This window comes from Xanthomonas sp. 3307 (assembly GCF_014199735.1).
Taxonomy (GTDB): domain Bacteria; phylum Pseudomonadota; class Gammaproteobacteria; order Xanthomonadales; family Xanthomonadaceae; genus Xanthomonas_A; species Xanthomonas_A rydalmerensis.
Map to the genome: position 1 here is coordinate 280,404 of NZ_JACHOG010000004.1, position 25,576 is coordinate 305,979.

The 25,576-nt window shown below is 70.8% G+C and carries 20 protein-coding genes; 13 read left to right on the top strand and 7 right to left on the bottom strand.

What is annotated here, in order from left to right; genetic code table 11:
* Positions 1-327: 327 nt before the first annotated feature.
* The 7 genes from pdhA (at position 328) to GGR64_RS12510 (ending at position 10,821) form a co-directional block, all read left to right on the top strand.
* Entirely contained in the window at positions 328-1,416 is a 1,089-nt protein-coding gene (gene pdhA / locus GGR64_RS12480; protein ID WP_184646195.1) for a pyruvate dehydrogenase (acetyl-transferring) E1 component subunit alpha, read from the top strand.
* Positions 1,409-2,488, top strand: a complete 1,080-nt coding sequence (locus GGR64_RS12485; RefSeq protein WP_043094489.1) for an alpha-ketoacid dehydrogenase subunit beta — start codon at positions 1,409-1,411, stop codon at positions 2,486-2,488. The genes pdhA and GGR64_RS12485 overlap by 8 nt, the downstream gene beginning before the upstream one ends.
* Position 2,489: 1 nt before the next feature.
* Positions 2,490-2,840: an SH3 domain-containing protein gene (locus tag GGR64_RS12490; RefSeq protein ID WP_184646197.1), complete on the top strand. Its 351-nt coding sequence runs from the start codon at positions 2,490-2,492 to the stop codon at positions 2,838-2,840.
* Complete coding sequence (locus tag GGR64_RS12495; protein WP_184646199.1) at positions 2,837-4,264, top strand: dihydrolipoamide acetyltransferase family protein; 1,428 nt, start codon at positions 2,837-2,839, stop codon at positions 4,262-4,264. The genes GGR64_RS12490 and GGR64_RS12495 overlap by 4 nt, the downstream gene beginning before the upstream one ends.
* A 926-nt stretch (positions 4,265-5,190) precedes the next feature.
* Positions 5,191-6,762 (top strand): M4 family metallopeptidase, encoded by a 1,572-nt coding sequence (locus GGR64_RS12500; protein ID WP_184646201.1) that lies wholly within the window; start codon positions 5,191-5,193, stop codon positions 6,760-6,762.
* Between the two features lie 727 nt (positions 6,763-7,489).
* Positions 7,490-9,454, top strand: coding sequence for a DUF4034 domain-containing protein (locus GGR64_RS12505; RefSeq protein ID WP_184646203.1), 1,965 nt, complete (start codon positions 7,490-7,492; stop codon positions 9,452-9,454).
* Positions 9,455-9,534: 80 nt separating this feature from the next.
* Positions 9,535-10,821, top strand: a complete 1,287-nt coding sequence (locus GGR64_RS12510) for a DEAD/DEAH box helicase (RefSeq protein WP_184646205.1) — start codon at positions 9,535-9,537, stop codon at positions 10,819-10,821.
* 45 nt (positions 10,822-10,866) lie between these two features.
* On the opposite strand, the gene GGR64_RS12515 is transcribed toward GGR64_RS12510, so the two are convergent.
* Positions 10,867-11,196 carry a DUF6172 family protein gene (locus GGR64_RS12515; RefSeq protein ID WP_184646207.1) on the bottom strand — a complete coding sequence of 110 codons (330 nt, stop codon included), beginning with the start codon at positions 11,194-11,196 and terminating at the stop codon, positions 10,867-10,869.
* A gap of 161 nt (positions 11,197-11,357) precedes the next feature.
* Here GGR64_RS12515 and GGR64_RS12520 point away from each other — a divergent pair, with 161 nt between their 5' ends.
* Entirely contained in the window at positions 11,358-12,119 is a 762-nt protein-coding gene (locus tag GGR64_RS12520; RefSeq protein ID WP_184646209.1) for an SDR family oxidoreductase, read from the top strand.
* Between the two features lie 211 nt (positions 12,120-12,330).
* Here GGR64_RS12520 and GGR64_RS12525 read toward each other — a convergent pair whose 3' ends face one another.
* Positions 12,331-12,963, bottom strand: coding sequence for an NAD-dependent dehydratase (locus tag GGR64_RS12525; protein WP_184646211.1), 633 nt, complete (start codon positions 12,961-12,963; stop codon positions 12,331-12,333).
* 912 nt (positions 12,964-13,875) lie between these two features.
* On the opposite strand from GGR64_RS12525, the gene GGR64_RS12530 reads away from it, so the two are divergent.
* Both GGR64_RS12530 and GGR64_RS12535 read left to right on the top strand, forming a co-directional pair.
* Entirely contained in the window at positions 13,876-14,802 is a 927-nt protein-coding gene (locus GGR64_RS12530; protein WP_184646212.1) for a carbohydrate kinase, read from the top strand.
* A gap of 91 nt (positions 14,803-14,893) precedes the next feature.
* Positions 14,894-15,394: an MgtC/SapB family protein gene (locus GGR64_RS12535; protein WP_184447329.1), complete on the top strand. Its 501-nt coding sequence runs from the start codon at positions 14,894-14,896 to the stop codon at positions 15,392-15,394.
* Here GGR64_RS12535 and GGR64_RS12540 read toward each other — a convergent pair.
* Positions 15,355-15,981: a ParB-like protein gene (locus GGR64_RS12540; protein WP_160969361.1), complete on the bottom strand. Its 627-nt coding sequence runs from the start codon at positions 15,979-15,981 to the stop codon at positions 15,355-15,357. The two genes, GGR64_RS12535 and GGR64_RS12540, sit on opposite strands and share 40 nt — an antisense overlap.
* A gap of 477 nt (positions 15,982-16,458) precedes the next feature.
* Here GGR64_RS12540 and GGR64_RS12545 point away from each other — a divergent pair, with 477 nt between their 5' ends.
* Positions 16,459-18,063 (top strand): GGDEF domain-containing protein, encoded by a 1,605-nt coding sequence (locus tag GGR64_RS12545; RefSeq protein WP_184646214.1) that lies wholly within the window; start codon positions 16,459-16,461, stop codon positions 18,061-18,063.
* A gap of 95 nt (positions 18,064-18,158) precedes the next feature.
* On the opposite strand, the gene GGR64_RS12550 is transcribed toward GGR64_RS12545, so the two are convergent.
* Together GGR64_RS12550 and GGR64_RS12555 are read right to left on the bottom strand one after the other, a co-directional pair.
* Positions 18,159-19,055, bottom strand: a complete 897-nt coding sequence (locus GGR64_RS12550; protein ID WP_184646216.1) for a DUF808 domain-containing protein — start codon at positions 19,053-19,055, stop codon at positions 18,159-18,161.
* Positions 19,056-19,184: 129 nt separating this feature from the next.
* Positions 19,185-19,931 (bottom strand): DUF808 family protein, encoded by a 747-nt coding sequence (locus GGR64_RS12555; RefSeq protein WP_184646218.1) that lies wholly within the window; start codon positions 19,929-19,931, stop codon positions 19,185-19,187.
* Between the two features lie 122 nt (positions 19,932-20,053).
* On the opposite strand from GGR64_RS12555, the gene GGR64_RS12560 reads away from it, so the two are divergent.
* Positions 20,054-21,679 carry a dihydroxyacetone kinase subunit DhaK gene (locus GGR64_RS12560; RefSeq protein WP_184646220.1) on the top strand — a complete coding sequence of 542 codons (1,626 nt, stop codon included), beginning with the start codon at positions 20,054-20,056 and terminating at the stop codon, positions 21,677-21,679.
* A gap of 366 nt (positions 21,680-22,045) precedes the next feature.
* On the opposite strand, the gene GGR64_RS12565 is transcribed toward GGR64_RS12560, so the two are convergent.
* Positions 22,046-23,194 carry a hypothetical protein gene (locus tag GGR64_RS12565; protein WP_184646222.1) on the bottom strand — a complete coding sequence of 383 codons (1,149 nt, stop codon included), beginning with the start codon at positions 23,192-23,194 and terminating at the stop codon, positions 22,046-22,048.
* Between the two features lie 85 nt (positions 23,195-23,279).
* Complete coding sequence (locus GGR64_RS12570) at positions 23,280-23,420, bottom strand: hypothetical protein (protein WP_184646223.1); 141 nt, start codon at positions 23,418-23,420, stop codon at positions 23,280-23,282.
* 423 nt (positions 23,421-23,843) lie between these two features.
* Between GGR64_RS12570 and GGR64_RS12575 the strand changes: the two genes are divergently transcribed.
* Positions 23,844-25,535 carry an AarF/UbiB family protein gene (locus tag GGR64_RS12575; protein WP_184646225.1) on the top strand — a complete coding sequence of 564 codons (1,692 nt, stop codon included), beginning with the start codon at positions 23,844-23,846 and terminating at the stop codon, positions 25,533-25,535.
* Positions 25,536-25,576 lie beyond the last annotated feature (41 nt).

The following is a 25,576-nucleotide window of genomic DNA, read 5'->3' on the forward strand; positions in this document are numbered from 1 at the left end:
ACGGCGTAAAGCGATGGGAGGCGCCTCGCGCCGCGCGTACACGTGTGCGCTTTCCGTGCTTGCCCGATGGTCTCCTCGCCGACACGCGCAGCGCACCGCGGACATTGACCACCGCCACCGGTGGACACCTACGCGCACATGAACGGCATGCATCGCAGTGCAACATCCTCGATACCCAACGCCATCAATCCGCAACGCGGCGCGACCACGCTTTTCTTGTGCGGTACGGCATTGCCACGTGCTGCGGTGCACGACGGCTTTTGTGCACGGCTTCCTTAACATGCCGACTCATATCATTTGAAACTTGTTGTCGAGAGCGCCATCGCCATGAGCATCGCCGCCCAGTTCGAAATTGAGTTCCTGCAGTACCTCGACGCGGGCGGCCAGCCGGTCCGCGACGCGCTTCCGGCCGATTCGGCCAACCCGCAGACGCTGCTGGCGCTGTTCAAGCAGATGCTCTACGTGCGCACCTTCGACAGCAAGGCGGTGGCCCTGCAGCGCACCGGCAAGCTGGGCACCTACGCCTCCTGCCTTGGCCACGAGGCCACCCACATCGGCATCGGTGCGTCGATGCGCCGCGGCGACGTGCTGGCGCCCAGCTACCGCGAGTACGGCGCCATGTTCATGCGCGGCGTGCGCCCGCGCGAGATCCTGCTGTACTGGGGCGGCGACGAGCGCGGCAGCGACTTCCAGCGCGATTCCGACGCCGCCCGCGACTTCCCGATCTGCGTGCCGATCTCCACCCAGTGCCTGCACGCCGCCGGCGCCGCGCTGGCGTTCAAGCTGCGCGGCGAGGCGCAGGTGGCGGTGGCCACCTGCGGCGACGGCGGCTCGTCCAAGACCGATTTCTATGCCGCGCTCAACTCCGCCGGTGCCTACCAACTGCCGCTGATCCTGTGCGTGATCAACAACGGCTGGGCGATCTCGGTGCCGCGCAACGCGCAGACCGGCGCGCAGACCCTGGCGCAGAAGGGACTGGCCGGCGGCCTGCACTGCCTGCAGGTGGACGGCAACGACCTGATCGCGGTGCTGGAGGCGATGCGCCAGGCGCGCGAGCGCGCGCTGGCCGGCCAGGGCGGCACGGTGATCGAGTTCATGACCTACCGCCTGTCCGACCACACCACCGCCGACGACGCGCGCCGCTACCGCGACGACGCCGAGGTCAAGCAGGCCTGGGAACGCGAACCGCTGCTGCGCCTGCGCGCCTGGCTGAGCGCGCAGGGCCTGTGGAGCGAGAAAGAAGAAGCCGCGTGGAAGCAGGAATGCGCGCGCCTGGCCGACGTCGAACTCAACGCCTACCTGGAGACCCCGGTGCAGCCGGTGGAAGCCATGTTCGACTACCTGTACGCCGACCCGCCACCGGACCTGCTCGCACAGCGCGCCGAGGCCATCGCCCTGGAGCAGCGCCATGGATGAGCTGAGCCCCCGCCTCGCCGACCACACCGCCGCGCCTGCGGCCGGCACCGCCCACAGCGCCGCCACCGCGCGCGGAGACAGCCCGATGACCAGCACGCCCATTACCTTGATCGAAGCGGTGACCCAGGCGCTGGCCTGGGAACTGCAGCACGACCCGTCGGTGCTGGTGCTGGGCGAGGACGTGGGCGTCAACGGCGGCGTGTTCCGCGCCACCGCCGGCCTGCAGCAGCGCTTCGGCGCGCAGCGCGTGCTCGACACCCCGCTGGACGAGACCACCATCGCCGGGCTCAGCGTCGGCCTCGCCGCGCAGGGCATGAAGCCGGTGGCCGAGGCGCAGTTCGACGGCTTCGTCTACCCGATGGTCGATCACCTGATCTGCCACGCCGCGCGCCTGCGCACCCGCACCCGCGGCCGCCTGCACTGCCCGATGGTGCTGCGCGTGCCGTGGGGCGGCGGCATCCGCGCGCCAGAACACCACAGCGAAGCCAACGAATCCATCTTCACCAACGTGCCGGGCCTGCGCGTGGTGCTGCCGTCCTCGCCGCAGCGCGCCTACGGCCTGCTGCTGGCGGCGATCCGCGAACCGGATCCGGTGATCTACATGGAGCCCAAGCGCATCTACCGGCAGTACAAAGAAGTGGTCGCCGACGACGGCGAGGCGCTGCCGCTGGACGTGTGCTTCGTGCTGCGCGACGGCACCGACGTGACCCTGGTCGCCTGGGGCGCGCAGGTCAAGGAAGCGCTGGAAGCCGCCGACCGCCTCGCCGCCGACGGCATCAGCGCCGAAGTGATCGACGTGGCCACGCTGCGTCCGCTGGACTTCGACACCATCGCCGAATCGGTGGCGCGCACCGGCCGCTGCGTGATCGTGCAGGAAGCCCCGCGCAGCGCCGGCTTCGGCGCCGAGATCGCCGCGCGCCTGGCCGAGCAGTCGATGTACGACCTGGTCGCACCGGTGCAGCGCGTGACCGGCTACGACACCCACATCCCGCTGTTCCGGCTGGAAATGAAGTACCTGCCGAGCACCGACAAGATCGTCGCGGCGGCCAAGCGGGCGATGGCCGCGGGTTGATATGCAGGCACGTCTGATCAGCGATTACCGCGCCGCCTATCCGCATCCGATCCGCATCGCCGCCGGCGAGCGGGTCGCGCTGGGCGTGCGCGACGAGGAGTGGCCGGCGTTCGTCTGGATCACCGGCGCCGCCGGCAGCGCCGGCTGGGCGCCGCTGGCCTGGCTGCAGCCGACCGGCGACGGCCATGCCGTGGCGCTGCGCGACTACGACGCACGCGAACTCGATGCCGCGCAGGGCGACACCGTCGTCCTGCATCACGAATACGGCGACTGGTGGTGGGCCGAGCGCGCCGACGGCGCGCAGGGCTGGCTGCCGGCACGCGACCTGGAACTGCTGGAAGAGACCACATGAGCCAAACCAAGAATTTCAATCTGCCCGACCTGGGCGAAGGCCTGCCCGACGCCACCATCGTCGAGTGGTTCGTCAAGGAAGGCGACACCATCCGGCTGGACGAGCCGCTGGTATCGATGGAAACCGCCAAGGCGGTGGTCGAAGTGCCCTCGCCGGTGTCCGGCAAGGTGCTGAAGCTGGCCGGCGCACCGGGCGACATCGTCGTCACCGGCAGCATGCTGGCGCAGTTCGCGCCCGACCCCAACCTGCCGCAGCGCGCCGAAGGCCAGGACACCGGCCATCACCACGGCGGCGCGGCGCCGGCCGCGTCCGGCAAGGGTGCCGGCACGGACACCGCCGCGGCCGACGATCGCGTGGTCGCCTCCGACGACGGCGGCGAACTGCACGACGCCGACAACGCGCAGGCCACGGGCGAACGCGACGATGCCGGCACCGTGGTCGGCGCGATGCAAAGCTCCAACACCGTGCACAGCGAACAAGCCGTGTCGGTCGGCGGCGTGCGCGCGATGCCAGCGGTGCGCGCCCTGGCCAAGAAGCTGGGCGTGGACCTGGGCCGCGTGCGCGCCAGCGGCGCCGACGGCGCGGTCACCCTGGCGGACGTCAAGCAGGCCGCGACCGATGGCTCGGCGAAGGCGGATGCGAATGCCGGGGCGGCGGTCGCCGCGACCGCACGCGCCCCGCAGGCTGCAGCGAACGCCGCTCCGACGACAGCGGCCCCCTCCGCGCGCACCCCGCTCTCCGCCGCCGGCAAGCCGATGCGCACGCAGCCGCCGGGCGTGGCCGTGCAGGGCCAGCCCGAGCCGCTGAAGGGCGTGCGCCGCAACATGGCGCGGGTGATGGCCGAGGCGCAGCGCCAGGTGGTGCTGACCACGCTCAACGACGATGCCGACCTGCACGCGTGGACGCCCGGCAACGACACCACCGGGCGCCTGGTGCGCGCGATCGTCGCCGCCTGTCAGGCGGTGCCGGCGCTCAACGCCTGGTTCGACGGCGAGGCGCTGACCCGCACCCTGCACGCGCACGTGGACATCGGCATCGCCGTCGACACCGACGATGGCCTGTTCGTGCCCGCCTTGCGCAACGCCGACATGCTCGATGCGCGCGGCGTGCGCGAAGGCATCAACCGCCTGCGCCAGCAGGTGGAGGCGCGCAGCATCCCGGCCTCGGAACTGAGCGGCTACACCATCTCGCTGTCCAACTTCGGCATGTTCGCCGGCCGCTACGCCACGCCGATCGTGGTGCCGCCGTGCGTGGCCATCGTTGCCGCCGGCCGCGCCCGCCATCAGCTGGTGCCGGTGATGGGCGGCGTGGAAACGCACAAGATCCTGCCGCTGTCGCTGAGCTTCGACCACCGCGCCTGCACCGGCGGCGAAGCGGCGCGCTTCCTGCGCGCGATGATCGACGACCTGGCGCTGTCGGCCTGAGCGCGACGGCCACCTTGCATATCCGCCGACCTGCCTGACACCAGGCGGTGCATCTGCTGCGCCCGGAACAGCAGATGCACCACCGATGTGGGAGGGGCTTCAGTCCGACGCGATCAACAAAACAGCGTCGCAGCTCAAGCCTTTCCGCAGCGGATGGCTCGGACGCCACGTGGAGGCGCGCGTACTTTCTGCGGTCTTCTACACATCGCGGGGCGATAGCCGATGAGCAACTCCAGCACAGCGCGTCGGGGCTGAAGCCCCTCCCACAGTGCAATGACCGGGTGCTACGTGAGTGGGGTTGCGTTGCCGATCGCTTCGGCGTGCATTCGGTGCATATCAGGCGACCTGCCTGACACCAGGTAATGCGCATACTGCACATGGAGCAGCAGATGCACCACCAGTGTGGGAGGGCCTTCAGTCCCGACGCGACGCACGGAAAGATGTCGGGGTTCAAGCTCTTCTAGCGTGGATGGCTCGGGGGCCGCCTAAACCCATCCCTGTATTGCTACGGTCTCCGACAAATCGCTGTCCGATCCATCGAGCGATTCGTGCACGGCACGTCGCGGCCGACACCGCTCTCCCAGCGCGCGTTCGAACGTACCGCGACGGGCTCGCTGCACGGAACGGCATCGCATCGCACGCAGGTCGACGTCCGGGTTTCAGGCGTCATGCTGTGATGGCGCGCCGGTCTGCCGCAACGGCGCATCACGCGCCACGCCAGTGTGCAGAGCACATTCGGCAGTCTCGGAAGACTGAACGCAACCTGTCTACCACGCGACGCGGCGGCGCCGTTATGGTCGTTGCACAGGGGGAGGCACTGCGCCGATCGGCCGCATTGCCCCAGTCGTCATGCCACGTCACCGCGCTACGGCCGCTCCGCTGCCGCGTCGGCGTGTCCTTCCTTCTCGCGTTCGAGGATTCCGCTCATGTCCCTGTCGCTTCGTCATCGTCCGTCGGCACTGGTCTCGTCCCTGCTGCTCGCGCTCGCCGCCACTTCCGCCAGCGCCGCGCAGCGCGTGGACCTGCACGCCAAGAACCCGGATACGCTCAGCACCCAGTACCGCAGCGCCGCAGCGCGCGTCGGTGGCATTCCGGCCGCGGCCGCGGTGCGCCATGCCGAACTGATCGGGCTGGATGCCGAATCCGCGCTCACCCTGCTCGGCAGCAGCGAAGATGCCGACGGCACCGTGCACCGCCGCTACCAGCAGACCTTCCGCGGCATTCCGGTGTGGGGCGAACAGGTGATCGTCAGCGAGCGCGCCGACGGCAGCGTGCGCAGCCTGTTCGGCCGCTCGGTGGCCGGGCTGGCCAGCGAACTGCCGGCCACCGCCGCCAATGCCGCCAGCGCGTCGCTGAGCGCCGATGCCGCGCTGACGCTGGCCCGGCGCGTCGCGCTGGGCGCGGCCCAGGCCGAGCGTCGCATCGAACGCGCGCAGGCGCCGCAGATGATCTATCTCGACGACAGCGACCGCGCGCACCTGGCCTACGTGGTGTCGTTCTTCGCCGATGCGCCGCAGGGCGGCGCGCCGAGCCGGCCGTTCGTGATCGTCGACGCGCGCAGCGGCGCCATCCTGAAACAGTGGGACGCCCTGACCACGCGCGACGCCACCGGCCCCGGCGGCAACGCCAAGACCGGCCAGTACGAGTACGGCAGCGACAGCATCCACGGTTTCCTGGAGGTGGACGACAGCTGCCGCATGCAGAACAGCAACGTCAAGTCGGTGAACCTCAACGGCGGCAGCTCCGGCACCACCGCGTACCAGTTCACCTGCCCACGCAACACCTACAAGGCCATCAACGGCGCCTACTCGCCGATCAACGACGCGCACTACTTCGGCGGCGTCATCGAGAAGATGTACCGCAGCTACGTCGGCGTGGCACCGCTGACCTTCCAACTGGTGATGCGCGTGCATTACGGCACGCGCTACGAGAACGCGTTCTGGAACGGCTCGACGATGAACTTCGGCGACGGCAACACGCGGTTCTATCCGCTGGTCAGCGCGGATGTCGCCGGCCACGAGGTCTCGCACGGCTTCACCGAACAGCATTCCAACCTCACCTATTCGGGCCAGTCCGGCGGCATCAACGAGGCGTTCTCGGACATGTCCGGCGAGGCCACCGAGTACTACCTCAAGGGCACGAACGACTTCAAGGTTGGCACCGAGATCTTCAAGGCCAACGGTGCGCTGCGCTACATGGCCAACCCGACGCAGGACGGCAGTTCGATCGACAACGCCGCCAACTACCGCAGCGGCCTGGACGTGCACTACTCCTCGGGCGTGTACAACAAGGCGTTCTACAACCTGGCTACCACCTCGGGCTGGAACACGCGCTTGGCGTTCGAGGTATTCGCCCGCGCCAACCAGTTGTACTGGACGCCCAGCACCACCTTCAATAGCGGCGCCTGCGGCGTGCGCACCGCCGCCAGCGACCTGGGCCGCTCGGTGACCGCGGTCAACAACGCCTTCGCCGCCGTCGGCGTGAGCTGCACGCAGTAGCCCCAGCAGCCCTGCGGGCCCGGCCATCGACAGCGATGGCCGGGCCCGCGGCGACGGAGATCCACAAGGCCGTGCGTTGCGCCGATCCGCGCTGTCACGGTGCTGCCGACGGCACGGTGTCGGTGATGATCACGCGAGTGCCGCGCGCAGCACCGACACGGGGCACGCACGTTCGCAACTGTTTGTCCGCACGGCACGGCATGCACCCGCGGAAGCGGCAGCGATCGGCGCATGGGCCGCACCCGCCTGGCCACCGGCGGTGACGCCATGCCCACGACGGTGCGCTAACGGCGCTGCCCTATACTGCGCGCCCCACTCGACGCCCCATGTCCGCATGCCGGCCGTCTGCATTGCGACGCCGCGCGTGCGACCCGCGACGGCAGACGGCGAGGCCCGCCTGTTCCGTGCCCGTTTTCGTTTTCCCTTCCCTGCGCCCAATGCCGCATTCACCGCCAGCCGCCATCGCGGACGGTGCGGCGCCTGCGCGCAAGCGGATTCTCGGCGCGCAACGACGGCGCCGTCTGCGAGCGCATAGCGCTCCGCACCTGCGCCGCCACGCGCGCGGGGACCGGACCGGGCCTTGCCGCCATCGGCGCGCTGCCGACGCGATCCGCCGTGGCGATACGGCATGCCTGCGTCCCCCGTGTGGGCCGCCAGTTTGCGCCGCGACGGCACCGCATCCGCCTATCACTTCCCTTCCGATCCGAGACGTCCCATGCATCCCGCCATGTCCGTCGCGCAAGCCGCGCGCGCCGATCTGACCCCGTTCCAACACGACCTGCTCGCCCAGCGATTCGACGCGGTGGATGCGCAGTTGCAGACGCTGCTCGCCGCCACTGACGCAGCCGGCGAGGCGAGGCTGTACGCGCGGGTCGTGGATGAGACCGGTGCACTGGCCGCCACCCGTCCCGCTGCGCTGGCAGCCGTGCTGGACGCATGGCAGCGACAGTCTCCGGACAGCCTGGCACCGCGGCTCCTGCGCTGTGCCTTCTGGGAGCGGCGGGCGCTGCAGGCGCGCGGCACCGGTTGGGCCGACGGCGTCGACGAAACGCAGTGGCGGGCGGTGCGCCTCGCGCAGTGGCGCTTGTTTGCAGACGCGCTGCAGTTGATGGTGCGGTTTCCGCTGCCGTGGATCCTCGGCACGCTGCTCACCCGCAGCGTGCAGGCCTTCGGCAAACCGGACTGGTTGACGCACTGGCGGTGCGAGGGCGTGCATCCCAACGACAACGCCACGTTCGATGCGGCGGACGCGCGGGACATCGCGTCCTTGGGCCTGCCCTCCATGCTGCCCGCGCCACTGCACGCGCCGGACGGGAGGCCAGACCCCAGCGCCCCCGTGCCGCCGGCGTGGTTCTGGCTGTCGCTGACCCTGGGCCACAGCGGCCATGGACTGGCAGCCTTGCTGTCCTACGCCACGCTGCAGACCCCACGCTGGGGCGGCAGCCGCGAAGAGATCCTGGCGCTGGCCGAAGGGCCCCTGGCCGCCCGCCTCGACCAAGGCGAACGCCACCGTCTGCGCCTGGTCGCCTGGCTCGACGCGATCGACGTGGACAGCATCGAGACCGACGACGCCGAGGCGGTCGCGCAGGCGGTGCAGCAAGGGCATGCCTTGTTGCACCGCACGCACGACGACGGTGACCGTGCGCAGGTGCATCTGCAGTTGGCGGAGCTGTACAGCTTCGCCGAACGGCCGGACCAGGCCGTTCCCCATCTGGCGGCCGTCGCCGCGTTGCCGGCGCCGTTGCGCCTGGACGATCACCAACTGTTGCGGGCGTTGCATGCCGCGGTGCAGAGCGGACAGCTGCAGGCCGACTGGTTGGGCGCGCTGGCCGCGCGCAGCTGCGCGCAGACGGCGCATGCGGCCGTGCTCTACGGCCTGCTGTGCGATACCGGCTGGGGAGGCGTGCAGCGCGATCCGGCCATCGCCGAGGCGTGGTACCGGCACGCCGCCACGCTTGCACCGTTGCCCGCGCCGGAAGAGGTGTGCCCGTTCAACGACGTCTACTACGCATTCGACGAGCAGGTGCAGCACGGTCCACTGCAACACATGGCCCGCTGCGGCGCCGAGCTCGGCTATCCGGAAATGCAGTTCGCCCTGGGCTATCGCTATTTCGAGGATGAGGACAGCTACGACCCGACGCTGGCGATCCACTGGTACCGGCGTGCGGCCGAACACGGATTTCCGCGGGCCGCGTACAACCTCAGCGTGGTGTACGACCGCGGCATCGAACAAGGCGGTATCGCCGGGCTGGCACCGGATGAACTGGTGCGCCTCTCCAACGACTGCGAGATCGCCTGCCTGGAAGCCACCGCGGCGCTGCCGACGCTGTCCGAACGCGCGAGCCGCCGCGCCAACGCCTGTCTGCACGGCCTGCGCCACTTCCTCGCCCACCACGACGACGACCCGGCGCGGATCGAGCGCGTCCTGGGCGTGCTCACCCGGTTCGCGCATGCCGGCTGGGTGGAGGCCATGCGCGGCCTCGGCCACTTCCACGGCACGACCTCCAATCCAGCCTGGCAGGACTTCGACCGTGCGGTGCGCTGGTGCGAGGCGGCCTGCCGGCTGGTGCCGGACGATGCCGACACCCTGGCGCTACGGCAGACCCTGCAAGGCGACGGCTGGCTGGCGAAGCGGCGCTACGCGCGGGCGGCGGCGCGTGCCGCCGAGCGGGCGACCGACCTGCCGCACTGAGCGCGCCTTCGCCAGTCCGCGCGCGGTCGGCGATACTGCACGCCCGCCGTGACCCGCATGGCCTCGCTGCCCGTCTCCCGATGCCGTTCGCTTCCCTCGGTCTGTCGCCCGCGCTGTATCCCGCCTTCGCCGCTGCGCTCGCGCGCGCCGGGTGGCAGACGCCCACGCCGATCCAGCAACAGGCGGTGCCGCTGATCGTCGCCGGCCACGACCTGCTGGCCATGGCCCAGACCGGTTCCGGCAAGACCGCGGCGTTCGCCCTGCCGCTGCTGCAGGCCTGCGCGCAGGCGGCCAGGCCGGCGCGTTCCACCCGCGTACTGGTGCTGGTACCGACCCGCGAACTGGCGGTGCAGGTCGCCGACACCTTCGTCGCACTGGGCCTGGAACTGCCGCGGCGGCCGCGGGTGGTCGTGGCGGTCGGCGGCGTCTCGATCAATCCGCAGATGCTGGCGCTGCGCGGCGGCGCCGATGTGGTGGTGGCCACGCCCGGGCGCCTGCTGGACCTGCTGGAGCAGCGCGCGCTGCAACTGGACGCGGTGGCGCACCTGGTGCTGGACGAGGCCGATCGCCTGCTCGACCTGGGCTTCGGCGCCGAACTGGAGCGGCTGCTGCAACTGCTGCCGCCGACGCGACAGACCCTGCTGTTCTCCGCCACCATGCCGGCACCGATCGCCGCGCTGGCCACGCGCCTGCTGCGCGCGCCGCGGCGGATCGGCGAAAACGCCGACGCCGCGCCGATTCCGGCGACGCTGCGCCAGCGCGCGATCGAGGTCGACGACGGCCGTCGCCTGGCATTGCTGCAGCATCTCCTGGAACAGGAAGCGTGGCCGCGCGCACTGGTGTTCGTGGCCAGCCGGCGCGATGCCGAACGAGTTGCCACAGCGCTGGCCAAGGCCGGCATCGCCGCGCAGCCGCTGCATGGCGAGCTGGCCCAGGGCCGGCGCCAGCGCACCCTGGACGCGTTCCGCCAACAGCAGCTAAGGGTGCTGGTGACCACGGACCTGGCAGCGCGCGGCATCGACATCGCCGCGCTGCCGGTGGTGGTGAACTACGACCTGCCACGTTCCACCGCGGACTACACCCACCGCATCGGCCGCAGCGCGCGCGCCGGCACCGAGGGCCAGGCGCTCAGCTTCGTCGACGCTGCCAGCGCGGCGCATCTGCGCCTGATCGAGAAACGCCAGGGCGTACGCGTGCTGCGCGAACGCATTCCCGGTTTCGAGCCGACGCAGGCGCCGACCCCGGCAGCCACGCCGGCCACCGAGGCGGCCGCCTCCACCGGCGGCATCAAGGGCAAGCGACCGAGCAAGAAGGACAGACTGCGCGCGGCGCGTGCGCAGGACGGGGAGCCGCCCGCGAGCGGCTGAGCTGCGCCGCGTGGGTCCCGACGCGGCGGGCGCGCCGGATCGCGCTCAGTCCTCGAACGGATCGTGCTCGCGCTCGTCCTGGCCGCCCGTGGCCCGCGGCGGCCGCGTGCACGCGCGGCTGCGGATTTCCACGTAGAACTGATCGCCGCCGGCGGCGACCAGCGCGTCGACCGCACGCAGCAGCTCGGCCGGCGGCAGCACCGCAGCGGTGGCTTCCTCGGTGCCGAACAGGGTGTCGAAATCCCAGTAGTCGGCGCCGGCCGGCAGGGTCTTGCGGCGCTCGCGGCGGATGTACTTGCGGATGTCGTGCTTGGCGGCGTCGAGCAGGCGGTCGGGATGCTTGCCTTCGATGCGGAGCCGGTAGGTCTTCTTCACTGCGGGAAATCCTGGAAAGGGAATGCGGCCATCGCAAGGCGGCGGCGCGGCGGGCGCACCATGGCGGCGCGTGCGACGGCCGCCATGGTGCCAGAAGCGGCCGCGTGCTGCGGATTGCGCGGATAATCGGCACACGCCCCACGGCCACGCAGGAGCCACCGATGACCGATCCATCCGCCTTCGCGGGATACCGCGTGCTCGTCGCTGGCGCCAGCCGCGGCATCGGCCTTGCCATCGCCGACGCCTTCGCCCGGCACGGCGCGGCGGTGGCGATCTGCGCACGCAGTTCCGCGCCGCTGGCCGACGCCGCCACGCAATTGCAGCGCCACGGCCACCCGGTCGCGTCGCAGTGCTGCGATCTGGCCGACGCCGCACAGATCGCGGGCTGGGTGGCGCAGGCCGCCGACGCGCTCGGCGGCATCGACGTGATGGTCAACAACGCCTCCGGCTACGGCCATGGCGACGACGATGCGAGCTGGCAGGCCGGCTTCGACGTCGACCTGATGGCCGCGGTGCGCTGCAACCGCGCCGCGCTGCCGCATCTGCGCGGCAGCGGCCGTGGCTGCATCCTCAACATCAGCTCGATCAACGGCCTGCGGCCGACGCCGCGGGTGCCGGCGTACTCGGCGGCGAAGGCAGCACTGAACTACTACACGACCACGCTGGCGACGCAGCTGGCGCGCGAGCGGATCCGGGTCAATGCGATCGCGCCCGGGTCCATCGAGTTCCCCGGCGGCCTCTGGGAGCAGCGCCGCCAGCAGCAGCCGGAGCTGTACCGGCAGATCCGCGCCAGTATTCCGTTCGGCGCCTTCGGCGCGATCGACGACGTCGCCAACGCAGCGCTGTTCCTGGCCTCGCCGCAGGCGCGCTGGATCACCGGCCAGGTGCTGGCGGTGGACGGCGGGCAGTCGCTGGGCGCCTGAGGCAGGTCGCGTGTGCGGCCACGGCCAGTGCGCGCGAGCGCGTGGCGAAGAGTGTGGGCTGCACGCGATGCGGTGTTGATGTGGCCTGGCGCCGGCGTCGCGCCGCAGACGACCGCTCCTAGGCGGGGCTGCCGCTATTGCATCGCACACGCAATGCTGCGACCTCGCGCGCCCTCTCCAATCCCGAATCCCCACTCCCCAATCCCGGCTCCTAAACCAACTGCGCCGCATCGATCACCTGCACGCCCGGTCGCGGCTGCAGCGCGGCCGCGACCAGCGCCGCGGCGATGCGTTCGGCCGGATTGATCCGGTAGCGCCGCGGCAGCAGCGGCCCGAGCGCCCGCAGCACCACGCTGGCCGCATGTTCGCCGCGGCGCCGTTGCGCACGCTCGCCGCCGATCAGCCCGGGCCGTACCAGGGTCAACGATGGGAAGCCGAGCGCGCGCAGGTCGTTTTCCAGATCGCCCTTGACCCGGTTGTAGAACGCCAAGGACTGCGGATCCGCTCCCAGCGCCGAGTTGAGCGCGAACGCCTCGGCGCCGTGCTGGCGGAGCAGCCGCGCGATCGCCAGCGGGTAGTCGTGATCGACCCGACGGAACGCCTCGCGGGAACCGGCCTGGCGCATCGTGGTGCCGAGCGCGCAGATCGCCGCCTGCACCTGCCACCACGACGCCTGCGCCGGCAGCGCGTCGAAGTCGAGCACCGGGTTGTGCAGCTTGGGATGGTCCAGCTCCAGCGCGCGCCGGGTCGGTGCGATCACTGCGCTGCAGGCCGGGTCGGCCAGCAGCTGGGTCAGCGCGTGGCCGCCGACCAGGCCGGTGGCGCCGGCGAGCAGGATCTTCATGGGGATGTCCTTGGAGGCTGGCGGGGAGGTTCCGACTATCGCAGGGAGGGCGGGAAGGTGCTGTCGGGGACATGTGCGGCGGGGGTGGGTCCCATCAGGCGCTGCGCGCCCTACCCTCACCCCAACCCCTCTCCCGGAGGGAGAGGGGCTATGGGCGCACGGCTGTTCCCTTCTCCCCTCGGGAGAAGGTGCCCCGAAGGGGCGGATGAGGGTACGGCCGCAAGCCAGGCATCCACCTTGGATGAGCATACGAGCGCCAGCCCAGGCATCCGTCCTATACGCCAGCGCGCAGCCACACGCACCAGCACAATGCCGTACGGCTGGCGTCCAGGATCCACGAGGCGCTGCGCGCTCCTACCCTCACCCCAACCCCTCTCCCGGGGGGGGGGAGTGGCTATGGGCGCGCGGCTGTTCCCTTCTCCCCTCGGGAGAAGGTGCCCCGAAGGGGCGGATGAGGGTACGTGCGCCAGCCAGGCATCCACCTTGGATGAGCATACGAGCGCCAGCCCAGGCATCCGTCCTACACGCCAGCGCGCAGCCACACGCACCAGCACAGTGCCGTACGGCTGGCGTCCAGGATCCACGAGGCGCTGCGCGCTCCTACCCTCACCCCAACCCCTCTCCCGGGGGGAGAGGGGCTATGGCGCACGGCTGTTCCTTCTCCCCTCGGGAGAAGGTGCCCCGAAGGGGCGGATGAGGGTACGGCCGCAAGCCAGGCATCCTCCCTAGATAAGGGTACGAACGCCAGTCAGGCTTCCTCCCTAAATGACGGTACGAGCGCCATCCAGGCGGCCACCCCACACGGCAGCCCAGCAGCCCGCTCCCGCACGGTCGCCGCGCCGCAGCAGGTACGCCACAATAGCCGCCCCATCGCGCCGGCCGGCGCGCTGCAACCTGACGAGGAGCGGTTCGATGTTCGTGGTGTGCGGAGAGGCCTTGTACGACATCTTCATCGACGGCTACGCCGGCACCTCGGTCGGAATGACCGCGCGCCAGGGCGGTTCGCCGTTCAACGTGGCGATCGGCCTGGCCCGCCTGGGTGCGCCGTCGGCGCTGTTCACCGGCCTGTCCACCGACCCGCTCGGCCGCCAGCTGCGCGCCACTCTCGAAAACGAAGGCGTGGCCCTGGACTACTGCATCGACAAGCGCGAGGCGACCACCCTGGTGATGGTCGCGCTCGACGGCGGCGGCGTGCCCAACTACGCGTTCTACGGCACCGGCTGCGCCGACCGCGCACTGACCGAGTCCGACCTGCCGACGCTGGACGCACGCGTCGGCGGCCTGCATTTCGGCTCCTACACGCTGGTCGCCGAGACCACCGCCAGCACCTTCCAGGCGCTGGCCGAGCGCGAGCGCGGGCAGCGGCTGATCTCGCTGGACCCGAACGTGCGGCCGACGGTGGAACCGGACATGGCGGTATGGCGCGCGCGGCTGGCGCGCTGGATCGCGCTGGCGCACGTAGTCAAGGTCAGCCAGGAAGACATCGAGTTGCTGTATCCGCAGCAGGATCCGTTCGCCATCGCCCGCAGCTGGCTGCAGCAGGGGCCGTCGCTGGTGGTGATGACCCTGGGCAGCGATGGCGCGGTGGCCTGGCGCGGCGACAGCGAGGCGCGCGTGCCCGGTCGCATGGTGCAGGTGGCCGATACGGTCGGCGCCGGCGACAGCTTCCAGGCGGCGCTGCTGCAGCAGTTGCCCGACCCGGCCGCGCTGGCGGCGCTGGGCAGCGAGCCGGCCGCGCTGGAGCGCCTGCTGCAGTTCTGCGTGGCCGCCGCGGCGATCAACTGCACCCGCGCCGGCGCCAACCCACCGAGCCTGGACGAGGTCCGCGCCGCGCTCTGAAGCCGACCCACGGCACACACGACATGCGCGCGACCGGGTTTCCTATGATGGGCCGGCCGCCCACGGCGTCACATCCACCAGGAGACCTGCCTTGATCGAGCTGTCCGACATCGCCGTGCGCCTGGGAATCGCCGCCCTCGCCGGCGCGGCGATCGGGTTGAACCGCGACCTGCACGGCAAGCCGATCGGAGTCCGCACGCTGGGACTGGTCGGACTGGCCACCGCGATGGTGGTGCTGCTGGCCGACCCGCTCGGCAAGGGCGGCTTCACCGACGCCGGCAGCCGCGTCATCCAGGGCATCCTGACCGGCATCGGCTTCCTCGGTGCCGGCGTCATCTATCACACCCAGAAACACGTCCGGGTGCATGGCCTGACCAGCGCCGCCTGCGTCTGGCTCACCGCCTGCATCGGCATCATGTGCGGCGCCGGCCAATGGCAGATCGTGGCCGTCTCCCTGGCCATCGCCTTCGTCATCCTGTTGGTCGGCGGCCGCGTCGAACGCGCCTTGCACGGGCTCCTGGGCGGCAAGCCGCACCATGCCGCGGCCACCGATCAGTCGTCGGACGACGGCCCGCACCAGCCGGGCAAGTAGCTCGCCTCCCTGCTCTTGGCGAGCGCGAGCGCGGTCTCCATGGCGCGTGCGAAGTCGTCCTTGATGTCGCGGCGCCGCAGCCGGCGGCGGAACAGGTCGGCCCACAGGAATTCGCTGAACGGGGTGGTGTCCTTGGCATAGCCGCCCGCACGGCGCACCTCGCCGGCGAGGCTGCGGTAGGGATCGTCCTTCAGGTCGGCGATCGACGTCGGCATGTCCTTGAATGGGCGGCGCTCGCCCTTGGCGTCGTAGGGATAGGCCCAGCGGCGATGATCCAGCACGCTCCACAGCGCGGCCTTGTCGACGACGCTGAGGTCGGCGATCACCGTGACCAGGATGTCCTTCACCCCTTCGTCGTGCAGCGCCCGCGCCAGGTGGTGATGGTCCACCACGTAGTACTTGCCGTCCGGCCCCAGCACCACCGGGATCATGTGCTTGCCGAGCAGCTCGGCCTGCTTGTGCCTGGAGGCGTGTGCGCGCCAGCGCTTGCGCTTCTCCTTCACCTCGCGCATGCCCACGGTCATCTGCGTCGGGCGCAAGGACAGGATCGGGACAGGGTGCAGCAGCGGTTCGCGGGAATCGGCCATGCTCGGTCTCGGTGGAGGTGGGGCGCGTGTAGCGCTGTCGACGCTGCGGCAGGCACGGCCGCCAGAGTGCCAGTGCCGTGCGCGTCTTGCACGGCGTCCGGACACGCGGCGATCTTTCGGCAAGCCAGGCTTGCTCCCCTCTCCCTCCGGGACCACGGCCCCCTTTTCGGGGGAGGGGCCGGGGGTGAGGGTGCGACAGCTAGGGAACCTCTTCCCCAGACGCCTCCCTAGCCACCCGACCCTCATCCGCCCCTTCGGGGCACCTTCTCCCGAAGGGAGAAGGGACGGGCGACCACGCCGCCTGAGCACATACTCCCCTCTCCCCCCGGGAGAGGGGCTGGGGGTGAGGGTACGACCGCAATGGAGTCTTCTTCACAGACCCACCACCCGCCCGCTCAAGCGCGCGCCGCCGGCGCCGATATCCAGAGCCTGAGCGCCAGCATGGGCGGCGCATTGACTGGGGAGGAGCCGGCCGGCATGTCGGACCAACGCGACGAGCCGCCCATCAGCGGACTGCGCAAACTGCTGTCGCCACGTCGGCGCGAGCCGGCGTCGACGGCGGCCGCGACGCTGCCGGCGCGCGCGCATGGCCATGGGCACAAGCACGGCCACGCGATGGCGCCTGTGGCGGGCGCAACCGACCCGGCCGCCGCCACCGCCGCGCTGATCCGCCTGTTCCAGCAGGCGCACGAGCCGCAAGGCCTGCTCGGCGCCTTCGCCGATGGCATGGCCTCGTTGCATGGCGAACTGGGCGACATGGGCCGGCGCCTGCAATCGGCAGCGAGCAGCGGCGACTGGCCCAGCTATGGCCGCGCGCTGCGCCAGCTGATCGACAAGTACATCCGCACCATCGACATCGAAGACCCACTGGCCGGGCCCAGCGACAGCGAGCGCCTGCGCGACCTGCTGCGGCAGACCGTGGCCGGCGCGCTGGCGGCGCTGCTGCACACCCTGCCCGAGCTGGCCGGCGAGGCCGAGGCCAGCGGCGAGGCGCTGCGCCAGTGGCGCCCTGGGCAACCGCTGGAACCGGTGGCGCAGCAGGTCCGCGAGTTGTGCCACCAGATCGCGTTGCGCGCCAACGACGGCCAGGAGCAACAGGCGCTGTTGCTGAGCCTGTTCGACCTGCTGCTGGAGAATGTCGGCGAACTGCTCGAAGACACCAGTTGGCTGCAGGGCCAGATCGCGGTGGTGCGCGACCTGATCGCCGGGCCGCTGGACCGCTACTCGATCGAGGAGGCACGCGGCAGCCTGCGCGAGGTGATCTACAAGCAGGGGCTGCTCAAGCAGGGCATCGCCGAGTCCAAGAACGCCATGAAGGAGTTGATGCTGACCTTCGTCGCGGACCTGGACGGCATGGCCGCCAGCACCGGCGAATTCCACGACCGCATCGCCGACTACTCGCAGACCATCCGCGACGCGCGCAGCATCGCCGACCTCAACCGCCTGCTGCAGGAAGTGCTGCAGGACACCGGCCACGTGCAGGAGCAGGCGCTGCGCGCGCGCGACCACCTGATCGCCGCGCGCCAGGAAGTGGACGCGGCTGAACAGCGCATCCTGCGCCTGGAGCAGGAACTGCAGGACGTCAGCGGCCTGGTGCGCGTCGACCAGCTCACCGGCGCGCTCAACCGCCGCGGCCTGGAGGACCTGTTCGCGCGCGAACTGGTGCGCACCGAGCGCAGCGCGCAGCCGTTGTGCGTGGCGATGCTGGACCTGGACGATTTCCGCCAGCTCAACGCGACCTACGGCCACCCCGGCGGCGACAGCGCGCTGCGCCACGTGGTGGAAGTGGCAAGCACCACGTTGCGCGCCAGCGACGCCATCGCCCGCTTCGGCGGCGAGGAATTCCTGCTGCTGATGCCGGACTGCACGATCTTCGAGGCCAGCGCGGCGGTGACCCGGGTGCAGCGCGCCCTGGCCCAGCGCGCGGTGGTGCACGAGGACCAGCGCGTGTTCGTCAGCTTCAGCGCCGGCGTCGCCCTGCGCCAGCCCGGCGAAGCGCAGGACGCGCTGATCCGCCGCGCCGACCGTGCGCTGTACGAGGCCAAGAAGGCCGGCAAGAACCGGGTGGTTTCGGCCGACTAGCGCCGGCGGTGCCGGCGCGGGATTCGGGAGTCGGGATTGGGGATTGGCAGAGCGGCGCGCTTGGCCAGCTGTTGCGAATCCCCAATCTCCAATCCCTACTCCCGAACTTTCTTGACGCCCAACACCACCGCCAGCACCACGGCGCCGGCCACGATTCCCACCACGGCATTGCCCAACGCAAGCACCAGGCTGCCCAGGCCGCCGCTCGGGGCGATGCCCTCGATGGCGTGATGCAGCGGGCCGATGCTGTGCACCAGGATGCCGCCGCCGACCAGGAACATCGCCGCGGTGCCGGCGACCGACAGGGTGCGCATCAACCACGGCGCCAGCCACAGGATGCCGCGGCCGATGGTCGCGGCGGCGGCGCCCTTGCGGCTCAGGTACAGGCCCAGGTCGTCGAGCTTGACGATGCCGGCGACCAGTCCGTAGACGCCGGCGGTCATCGCCAGCGCGATCGCCACCAGCACCGCGAGCTGCTGCACGAACGGCACGCCGGCAACCACGCCCAGCGACAGCACGATGATCTCCGCCGAGAGGATGAAGTCGGTGCGGATCGCGCCCTTGACCTTGTCCTTCTCCAGCGCCACCACGTCCACCTGCTGGTCGGCCAGCGCCTGCACCTTTTGCGCGTGACGTTCCGCATCCTCTTCCTTCGAATGCAGGAAGCGGTGCGCCAGCTTCTCCACGCCCTCGAAGCACAGGAACGCGCCGCCGATCATCATCAGCGGGGTGATCGCCCACGGCAGCCACGCGCTGATCGCCAGCGCCGCCGGCACCAGGATCGCCTTGTTGAGCAGCGAACCCTTTGCCACCGCCCACACCACCGGCAGTTCGCGGTCGGCGTTCACCCCGGTCACCTGCTGCGCGTTCAGCGCCAGGTCGTCGCCGAGCACACCGGCGGTCTTCTTGGCCGCGACCTTGGTCAGCAGCGACACGTCGTCGAGCAGGGTGGCGATGTCGTCGAGCAGGGTGAACAGGCTGGCGCCGGCCATGCGGGGATTCCATTCGGGATGAGCGGCGATTCTCGCCGATTCCGGCACGCGGTGGGCTGCCGGCCGCATCGGTCTCCGCCCGGGTGTATCCCATTACCGTCCCCGCGCGCTGCACAACCTGACGTAACGCTACTTGATGAGGCCTTCGGGCGAGGAGGGGAAGATCAATGCGTGTGTCGCGCCGATCGCCGACGCCGCGCCGAGCACGAGCGACACAACCAACGCGAGCAGCGACAGGCCACGCAACAGCCGCGGCGCCAGCGCCAACAGGACGCGCCCGAGCGCCGCGACGCGACCGCCCGCACCGTGCACGCGCAGGCCCAGGTCGGCGAGCAGGACGAGCGCGGCAACCGGTGTGTACATGACCAGTGCCAGCGCAACGGCCATCAGCGCCACGCCGAGCGCGGAAAACGCAAACGGCAGCATGGACAGCACCAGGCCGGTCACGACGATGCACTGGATCGACACGACGACATCGGTCCGCATCGCGCCCTTGAGCAGCCCGGCGATCCGGGCGTCGTCTTCGGCACCAGGATCGGCCGCCGGGCGGCGCCAGGAGCGCGCCAGCCACTCCAGGCTTTCGTAGCTCTGGTACAGCCCGCACAAGCACAACAGCCCCAGCGTCAGCCGATCCGTGACGTTGTCGTGCGTCCCGAACACCGAGAGTGGCGGCAGCATGGCGTAGAGCGCCAGCAACGCCGGCACCAGCGCCAGCTTGCCCAACAGCGCGCGCCCGAACGCCTTGCCCAGTAGCCACCAGGCGCGGCCGATCGGCGCCGCGGCCACCGCCCGCGCTTGTGCCGGGGCCCGGCGCGCAGTCTCGTCCAGCGCGGACGCCAGCGCACCAAGCAAGGTGAACAGGCTGGTGCGAGCCATGCGCGTTCCTGTTGGAAAGGTCGGCGCCATTCTCACCGAGATCGCGTGGCGGCGCCGCGCGCCACAGCATCACCCGCACTCGGCTACCCTGCGGCCCAGCCCCGCACCGCCAAGGAGACGCCATGGACCAGTTCCTCACCGCGCCCCGCGCCATCGTCGACGACGTGCTCGCGGCCGCCGCCATGCTGCAACCGCTGCTGCTCTCCGAGGCCGACAGCGGCACCCGCATCGTGCTGCAGGCTGCGCGCGATCCGCGCCAGGTCGCGGTGCTGTCCGGCGGCGGTGCCGGGCACGAACCGGCCCATGCCGGCTTCGTCGGCCCGGGCATGCTCAGCGGCGCCATCGCCGGCGACCTGTTCGCCTCGCCCGGCGTGGAGGCGGTGCTAGCGGCGATCCGCGCCTGCGCCGACGCGCCCGGCGTGCTGCTGGTGATCAAGAACTACACCGGCGACCGGCTCAACTTCGGCCTGGCCGCCGAGCGCGCCCACGCCGAGGGCATCGACGTGGCCAGTGTGCTGGTCGCCGACGACATCGCCCTGCCCGACGCCGCGCAGCCGCGCGGCATCGCCGGCACGGTGCTGGTGCACAAGTACGTGGGCCACCTGGCGCGCGAGGGCGTGCCGCTGGCCGAACTGGCGCAGCGCGGCCAAGCCTTCGCCGATCGCCTGCTGTCGCTGGGCATGGCGTTGTCCAGTTGCAGCGTGCCCGGCCAGCACGTGGGCCGTCGCGCACCGGAACTGGGGCTGGGCATCCACAACGAGCCGGGTGCGCGGCCGGTGCAGCCGGGCGCGGTGGAAGAGGCGCTGGCGCTGGTGCTGGACCCGCTGCTGGCACAGGCCGATGCCCGCCTCGGTGCCGACGCGCCGCTGGTGCTGATGCTCAACGACCTCGGCGGCTGCTCGACGCAGGAACTGGGCGTGCTGACGCGGCTGGCGCTGCAGCGCATCGGCGTCGACCGCATCGCGCTGATGCCGCTGCCGGCGGCGCTGATGACCTCGATGGACATGCACGGTTTCTCGATCACTCTGGCGCCGGCCGATGCCGACGTGCTGGCCGCGCTGCAGGCGCCGGTGCAGACCCTGGGCTGGCCCGGCGTGCGCGTGCCGCACGCGGCGCAGACCTTTGCTCCGGTGCTGAAGCGCGACGACAGCCACCGCCATGGCGCGCGCGACGCGCAGTGCGCCGCGGCACTGGCCCGCGTGGCGCAGGCGCTGATCGCCGCGCAGGCGGAGCTGGACGCGCTGGACGCGCGCAGCGGCGATGGCGACGCCGGCAGCACCTTCGCCGCCGGCGCGCGCGCCCTGCAGCAGGCATTGGACACCGATGCGCTGGCGACCGGCGATGACGCCGCACTGGCGCGCGGCCTGGCGGCGACGATCGAACACAGCATGGGCGGCTCCAGCGGCGTGCTGCTGTCGATCCTGTTCACCACCGCCGCCGGCGCACTGGCGGACGGCCGCGACTGGGTGCAGGCCCTGCAGGCCGGCGTGGCCCGGATGCAGCACTACGGCGGCGCGCAACGCGGCGACCGCACCCTGCTAGACGCGCTGCTGCCGGCGCTGGACGCCCTGGCGCAGGGCGCCGGCGTGGGCGCCGCCGCGCGCGCCGCACGTGCTGGCGCCGATGCCACCGCACACCTCACCCGCGCTGGCGCCGGCCGCGCTGCCGCGGTGCCCGCGGACGCACTGCGTGGCGTGATCGACCCCGGCGCCGAAGCGGTGGCGCGGGCGTTCGCGGCGTGGGGGTGAAGCGACCGGTCGGGTCGGCCAACGCGGCGCAAGGCAGGTATGGGTAACGAGGGCAGCAGGCATCGTCGGGAACGGCTGTCGCGGCTGAAGCCGCTCCCACGACGAACCCCACATGCGTGGCGTCATCACCGCACACGCACGCAGATTCGCATGCAGTTCAAGGACCATCGCCGGCTGCAGCCTTTGTAGGAGCGGTTTCAGCCGCGACAGGCTTCACCGGGAACGCCCGTCGCGGCTGAAGCCGCTCCAACAGATGGCGCCATCGGGGCTGCAATGGGCTGACCGGGTGCACTGTGGGAGGGACTTCAGTCCCGACCCGTGTAGCCCGGATCGCCAGCGCCCTTCGGCACCACGACCCGCGGCCCGCTACTCCGCCGACGCAGCCTCCAGCACCTTCGCCACCGCCTGCAGCGAGCCGCGCACCGAGCCGGGCTGAAGCGTCAGCGGCTGCACCTTGCCGCGCACCACCACCTCCATGCGCTGCGGCACCCCCTGCGCATTGCCGACGATGCGGTAGGTAGTGTCGCCACGCTCGAAGCTGAGCACGTGCCGGTCCGCGTCGTAGTCCATCGCCTCGCGTTCGGCATCCGGATACAAAAGGTCCACCCGCTGCTGCGCGCCGATCGCGGCATAGAACGGCTTGCTGCTGGCGCCATCGCCGACGTTGGCGAACACCACGATGCGCTTTCCGGCCGGCGCCAGGCGGAACTCGAGCAGGATCTTGCGCTGGCCCACCGCAGTCTCGCCTTCCTCGTCCCACACGTAGTGCATGTCGGGCACGCGCTTGCCGCCACGGTCGCGATACACCGTCTCCTGCTCCAGTCCCGGCCCGTCGCCGCGCGCGTCAAAGACCGTTTCGCTCTCCAGCAGCGGCGCGCCATCGCGGATCGAGTACGTCGCGTACTGGTGCCAGCAGCAGCCGTCCTTGGTCATGGTGTGGATCTCACGCGCCTCGGCATCCACCTGGAACAGGCCACAGTTGCTCTGCGCCAGCTCGGTGAAGCCGGGACTGGCCTCGAAGCCGTCGGCGGTACCCAGATACACCTGGTAGGACGGGCCGTGATAGCAGCTGTTCTGGCCGTCCATCACCGCCAGGTCCTTGATGCCGTCGAAGTTGAAATCGTCGTAGATCAGCACGCTCTGTTCGCCGTACGGCAACTCATGCACGTTGGCTTTGACCTTGGTGCCCTTGGCATCGGTGTCCACCACCAACTCTGGCGAGGCCACTTCGAGCAGCGGCGTGGCGTTGCCGCGGGCAAACACGCGCACGATTCCGGGCCGGAACACCCCGTCGTTGTCCTCGACCTCCAGCGTCGCGCGGTAGCGGTCGGAAAAGTCCTGCAGCTCGTAGCTGCGGCGCTTGCTGGCAGCAAAGGCCTTGTCGTCGAAATCCTCGCCGGCATAGCGCTGGGGCGCGGCCGCGGCGGTCGCGTTCGCCGACAGCAGCACGGCCAGCAGCGCGCACGCGACAAGGACCGCGGCACGACGGACGGCAGGGAAAACGACGACGGGCATGGCAGCGCTCCTGGCAGGTGACAGCGAACTCCCAGAATAAGCCCGGCCGTGGCACTGGAACAGAGGCGGCCGACCGCCTGCGACGTCAGAACAAGGCACGCGCGAAGGAGCGCAGGGCGTTGCGCACCTCGGTGGCGACGCCGGCACCGTCGTCGCCCAGCAAGACCATGACCAGTAGCGCAAGGATCACCACCGCCACCAGCAGCGCGAGCCGACGTCGGCTCATCGGGCCATGGCCACGCCGACACCGCGTGCCTGTGCGCGCATCGCGCCGTCGGGCGGTGCGGTCTCCGGCGCATCGCACCGCTGGCCGCGCCGCAAGCGGGAGCATCGACGCGCTCCGCGCGATATCGCCTGTTCACTCCACCGCATTCCGCTTCCGATCCTCGCTATCGCAACGCGGCAGGATACGACGCATCACCATGACGAGGACGCCATCGCCAGCGCCGGGGGTAGCGCCGACGGCGGCAGACCATGTGCAAGGCCGGGATCGCGCCTGTCGTGTGACAGCGACCATTGCCCCCTTCCCGGCAGCGAATGCAGGCACCTCCCGGCAGCGGCGCCCAGCCGACGCGCGCGGCGGGATTCACCGCGCAACGACCCGGCCATCGCCACACTCGACCGCGCCTACCCTTGCCCGGAGCCCACCTTGAGCGCGACGCCCGACGCGGCCGACACCCCGCACGTGATCGGCGGCCTCAGCCGCCGTACCCAGATCCTGCGCCTGCTGCTGCGCTACCGCAGCTCCGGGGTGTTTTCCGGCATGGACATGGAGACCGCCCAGGGCGAGCACGAGCTGCCGCCGGAAGGCACGCCGGAACAGTTCGTCACCGACCTGGAAGCGTTGGGCCCGACCTTCGTCAAGCTCGGGCAGATGCTGTCCACGCGCCCGGACGTGGTGCCGCCGGAGTTCGCCACCGCCCTGGAGCGGATGCAGGAGAACACCGCGCTGATTCCGAGCGAGCGCATCCGCGAGATCGTCGAGGCCGAACTCGGCGTCGGCATCAACAAGGCCTTCTCCGCCTTCGACGACACGCCGCTGGGCAGCGCCTCGCTGGCGCAGGTGCACCGTGCCGCGCTGCGCGACGGCACGCCGGTGGCGATCAAGGTGCAGAAGCCCGAGGTCGCCGCGCAGGTGCGCTCGGACCTTGAGGTGCTGCGCAGCTTCGCCAACGCCGCCGACAAGCTCACCGGGCTGGGCCGGCGCATCCGCTTCGCCGACTGGCTGGCCGAGTTCGGCAAGGCGCTGCTGGCCGAACTGAACTACGAGGCCGAAGCCGAGAACCTGGCGCGCTTCGGCGAGCACCTGCGGCCGTTCCCGCAGCTGTGGGTGCCGCAGCCGGTGTGGGACCTGTGCAGCCGCCGCGTGCTGACCATGCAGCTGGCCGAAGGCGTGCGCGTGGACAAGATCTCCGGGCTGCGTCGCACCGAGCAGCCGATGGACGACCTGGCCGCGGCACTGGTGCGCGGCTACCTGGACCAGATGTTCGTGCATGGCGAGATCCATGCCGACCCGCATCCGGGCAACCTGCGCGTGCTCGCCGACGGGCGCCTGGCGATCTTCGACCTGGGCATGGTCGCGCACGTGCCGCCGAAGCTGCGCGAGCGCCTGCTCAAGTTGCTGTTCGCGGCGGTCGACGGCCGCGGCGAGGAAGTGGCCGAGGAGACCATCGCGCTGAGCACGCGCCTGGAGGACTTCGACGAGGAGCGCTACCAGCGCGAGACCGGGCAGATGATCGCCCGCTACGCGGCGCACGACGCCATGTCCGAAGGCCGGGTGGTGCTGGACCTGGTGCGCATCGCCACCACCTACGGGCTGCGCACGCCGCCCGAGCTGAGCCTGCTCGGCAAGACCCTGCTGAACCTGGAAGCGGTATGCCGCGCGCTGTCGCCGCACCTGGACACCCGCGTGGTGGTCGAGGACCAGTTGCAGCACGTGATGCGCGCGCGGTTGAAGAAATCGCTGTCGGCGGCCAACCTGGCCAGCGAGGCGATGGAACTGCAGGCGCTGCTGCGCGAAGGCCCGCGCCGGCTCTCGGACATCCTCACCCTGGCCGCGGAGAACCGCCTGCAGGTACGCGTGGCCGGCCTGGAGGAATCGCGGCTGATGGAGAGCCTGCAGAAGATCGCCAACCGCGTCGCCGCCGGCATCGTCACCGCCGCGCTGATCCTGGCCTCCACGCAGATGATGCGCATCGACACCGGCACCAAACTGTTCGGCTACCCGGCGATCGCGATGGTGCTGTTCCTGCTCGGCGTGGTGCTGGGCCTGGGCATCGTGGTCAGCGCGGTGCTGTTCGACCGGCGCATCCGCGCCCGCGAGGAGCGCGGCAGGCGCTAAAGGCCGGGATTGGGGAATCGGGATTGGGGATTCGTAGGAGC

What these genes read in the sequence shown, in the direction of transcription:
- GGR64_RS12485 (WP_043094489.1), top strand. Translation starts at nt 1,409, where the DNA reads ATGGATGAGCTGAGCCCCCGCCTCGCCGACCACACCGCCGCGCCTGCG.
- GGR64_RS12520 (WP_184646209.1), top strand. Translation starts at nt 11,358, where the DNA reads ATGACCGATCCATCCGCCTTCGCGGGATACCGCGTGCTCGTCGCTGGC.
- GGR64_RS12525 (WP_184646211.1), bottom strand. Translation starts at nt 12,963, where the DNA reads ATGAAGATCCTGCTCGCCGGCGCCACCGGCCTGGTCGGCGGCCACGCG.
- GGR64_RS12490 (WP_184646197.1), top strand. Translation starts at nt 2,490, where the DNA reads ATGCAGGCACGTCTGATCAGCGATTACCGCGCCGCCTATCCGCATCCG.
- GGR64_RS12510 (WP_184646205.1), top strand. Translation starts at nt 9,535, where the DNA reads ATGCCGTTCGCTTCCCTCGGTCTGTCGCCCGCGCTGTATCCCGCCTTC.
- GGR64_RS12540 (WP_160969361.1), bottom strand. Translation starts at nt 15,981, where the DNA reads ATGGCCGATTCCCGCGAACCGCTGCTGCACCCTGTCCCGATCCTGTCC.
- pdhA (WP_184646195.1), top strand. Translation starts at nt 328, where the DNA reads ATGAGCATCGCCGCCCAGTTCGAAATTGAGTTCCTGCAGTACCTCGAC.
- GGR64_RS12500 (WP_184646201.1), top strand. Translation starts at nt 5,191, where the DNA reads ATGTCCCTGTCGCTTCGTCATCGTCCGTCGGCACTGGTCTCGTCCCTG.
- GGR64_RS12565 (WP_184646222.1), bottom strand. Translation starts at nt 23,194, where the DNA reads ATGCCCGTCGTCGTTTTCCCTGCCGTCCGTCGTGCCGCGGTCCTTGTC.
- GGR64_RS12545 (WP_184646214.1), top strand. Translation starts at nt 16,459, where the DNA reads ATGTCGGACCAACGCGACGAGCCGCCCATCAGCGGACTGCGCAAACTG.
- GGR64_RS12570 (WP_184646223.1), bottom strand. Translation starts at nt 23,420, where the DNA reads ATGAGCCGACGTCGGCTCGCGCTGCTGGTGGCGGTGGTGATCCTTGCG.
- GGR64_RS12505 (WP_184646203.1), top strand. Translation starts at nt 7,490, where the DNA reads ATGTCCGTCGCGCAAGCCGCGCGCGCCGATCTGACCCCGTTCCAACAC.
- GGR64_RS12530 (WP_184646212.1), top strand. Translation starts at nt 13,876, where the DNA reads ATGTTCGTGGTGTGCGGAGAGGCCTTGTACGACATCTTCATCGACGGC.
- GGR64_RS12495 (WP_184646199.1), top strand. Translation starts at nt 2,837, where the DNA reads ATGAGCCAAACCAAGAATTTCAATCTGCCCGACCTGGGCGAAGGCCTG.
- GGR64_RS12560 (WP_184646220.1), top strand. Translation starts at nt 20,054, where the DNA reads ATGGACCAGTTCCTCACCGCGCCCCGCGCCATCGTCGACGACGTGCTC.
- GGR64_RS12555 (WP_184646218.1), bottom strand. Translation starts at nt 19,931, where the DNA reads ATGGCTCGCACCAGCCTGTTCACCTTGCTTGGTGCGCTGGCGTCCGCG.
- GGR64_RS12550 (WP_184646216.1), bottom strand. Translation starts at nt 19,055, where the DNA reads ATGGCCGGCGCCAGCCTGTTCACCCTGCTCGACGACATCGCCACCCTG.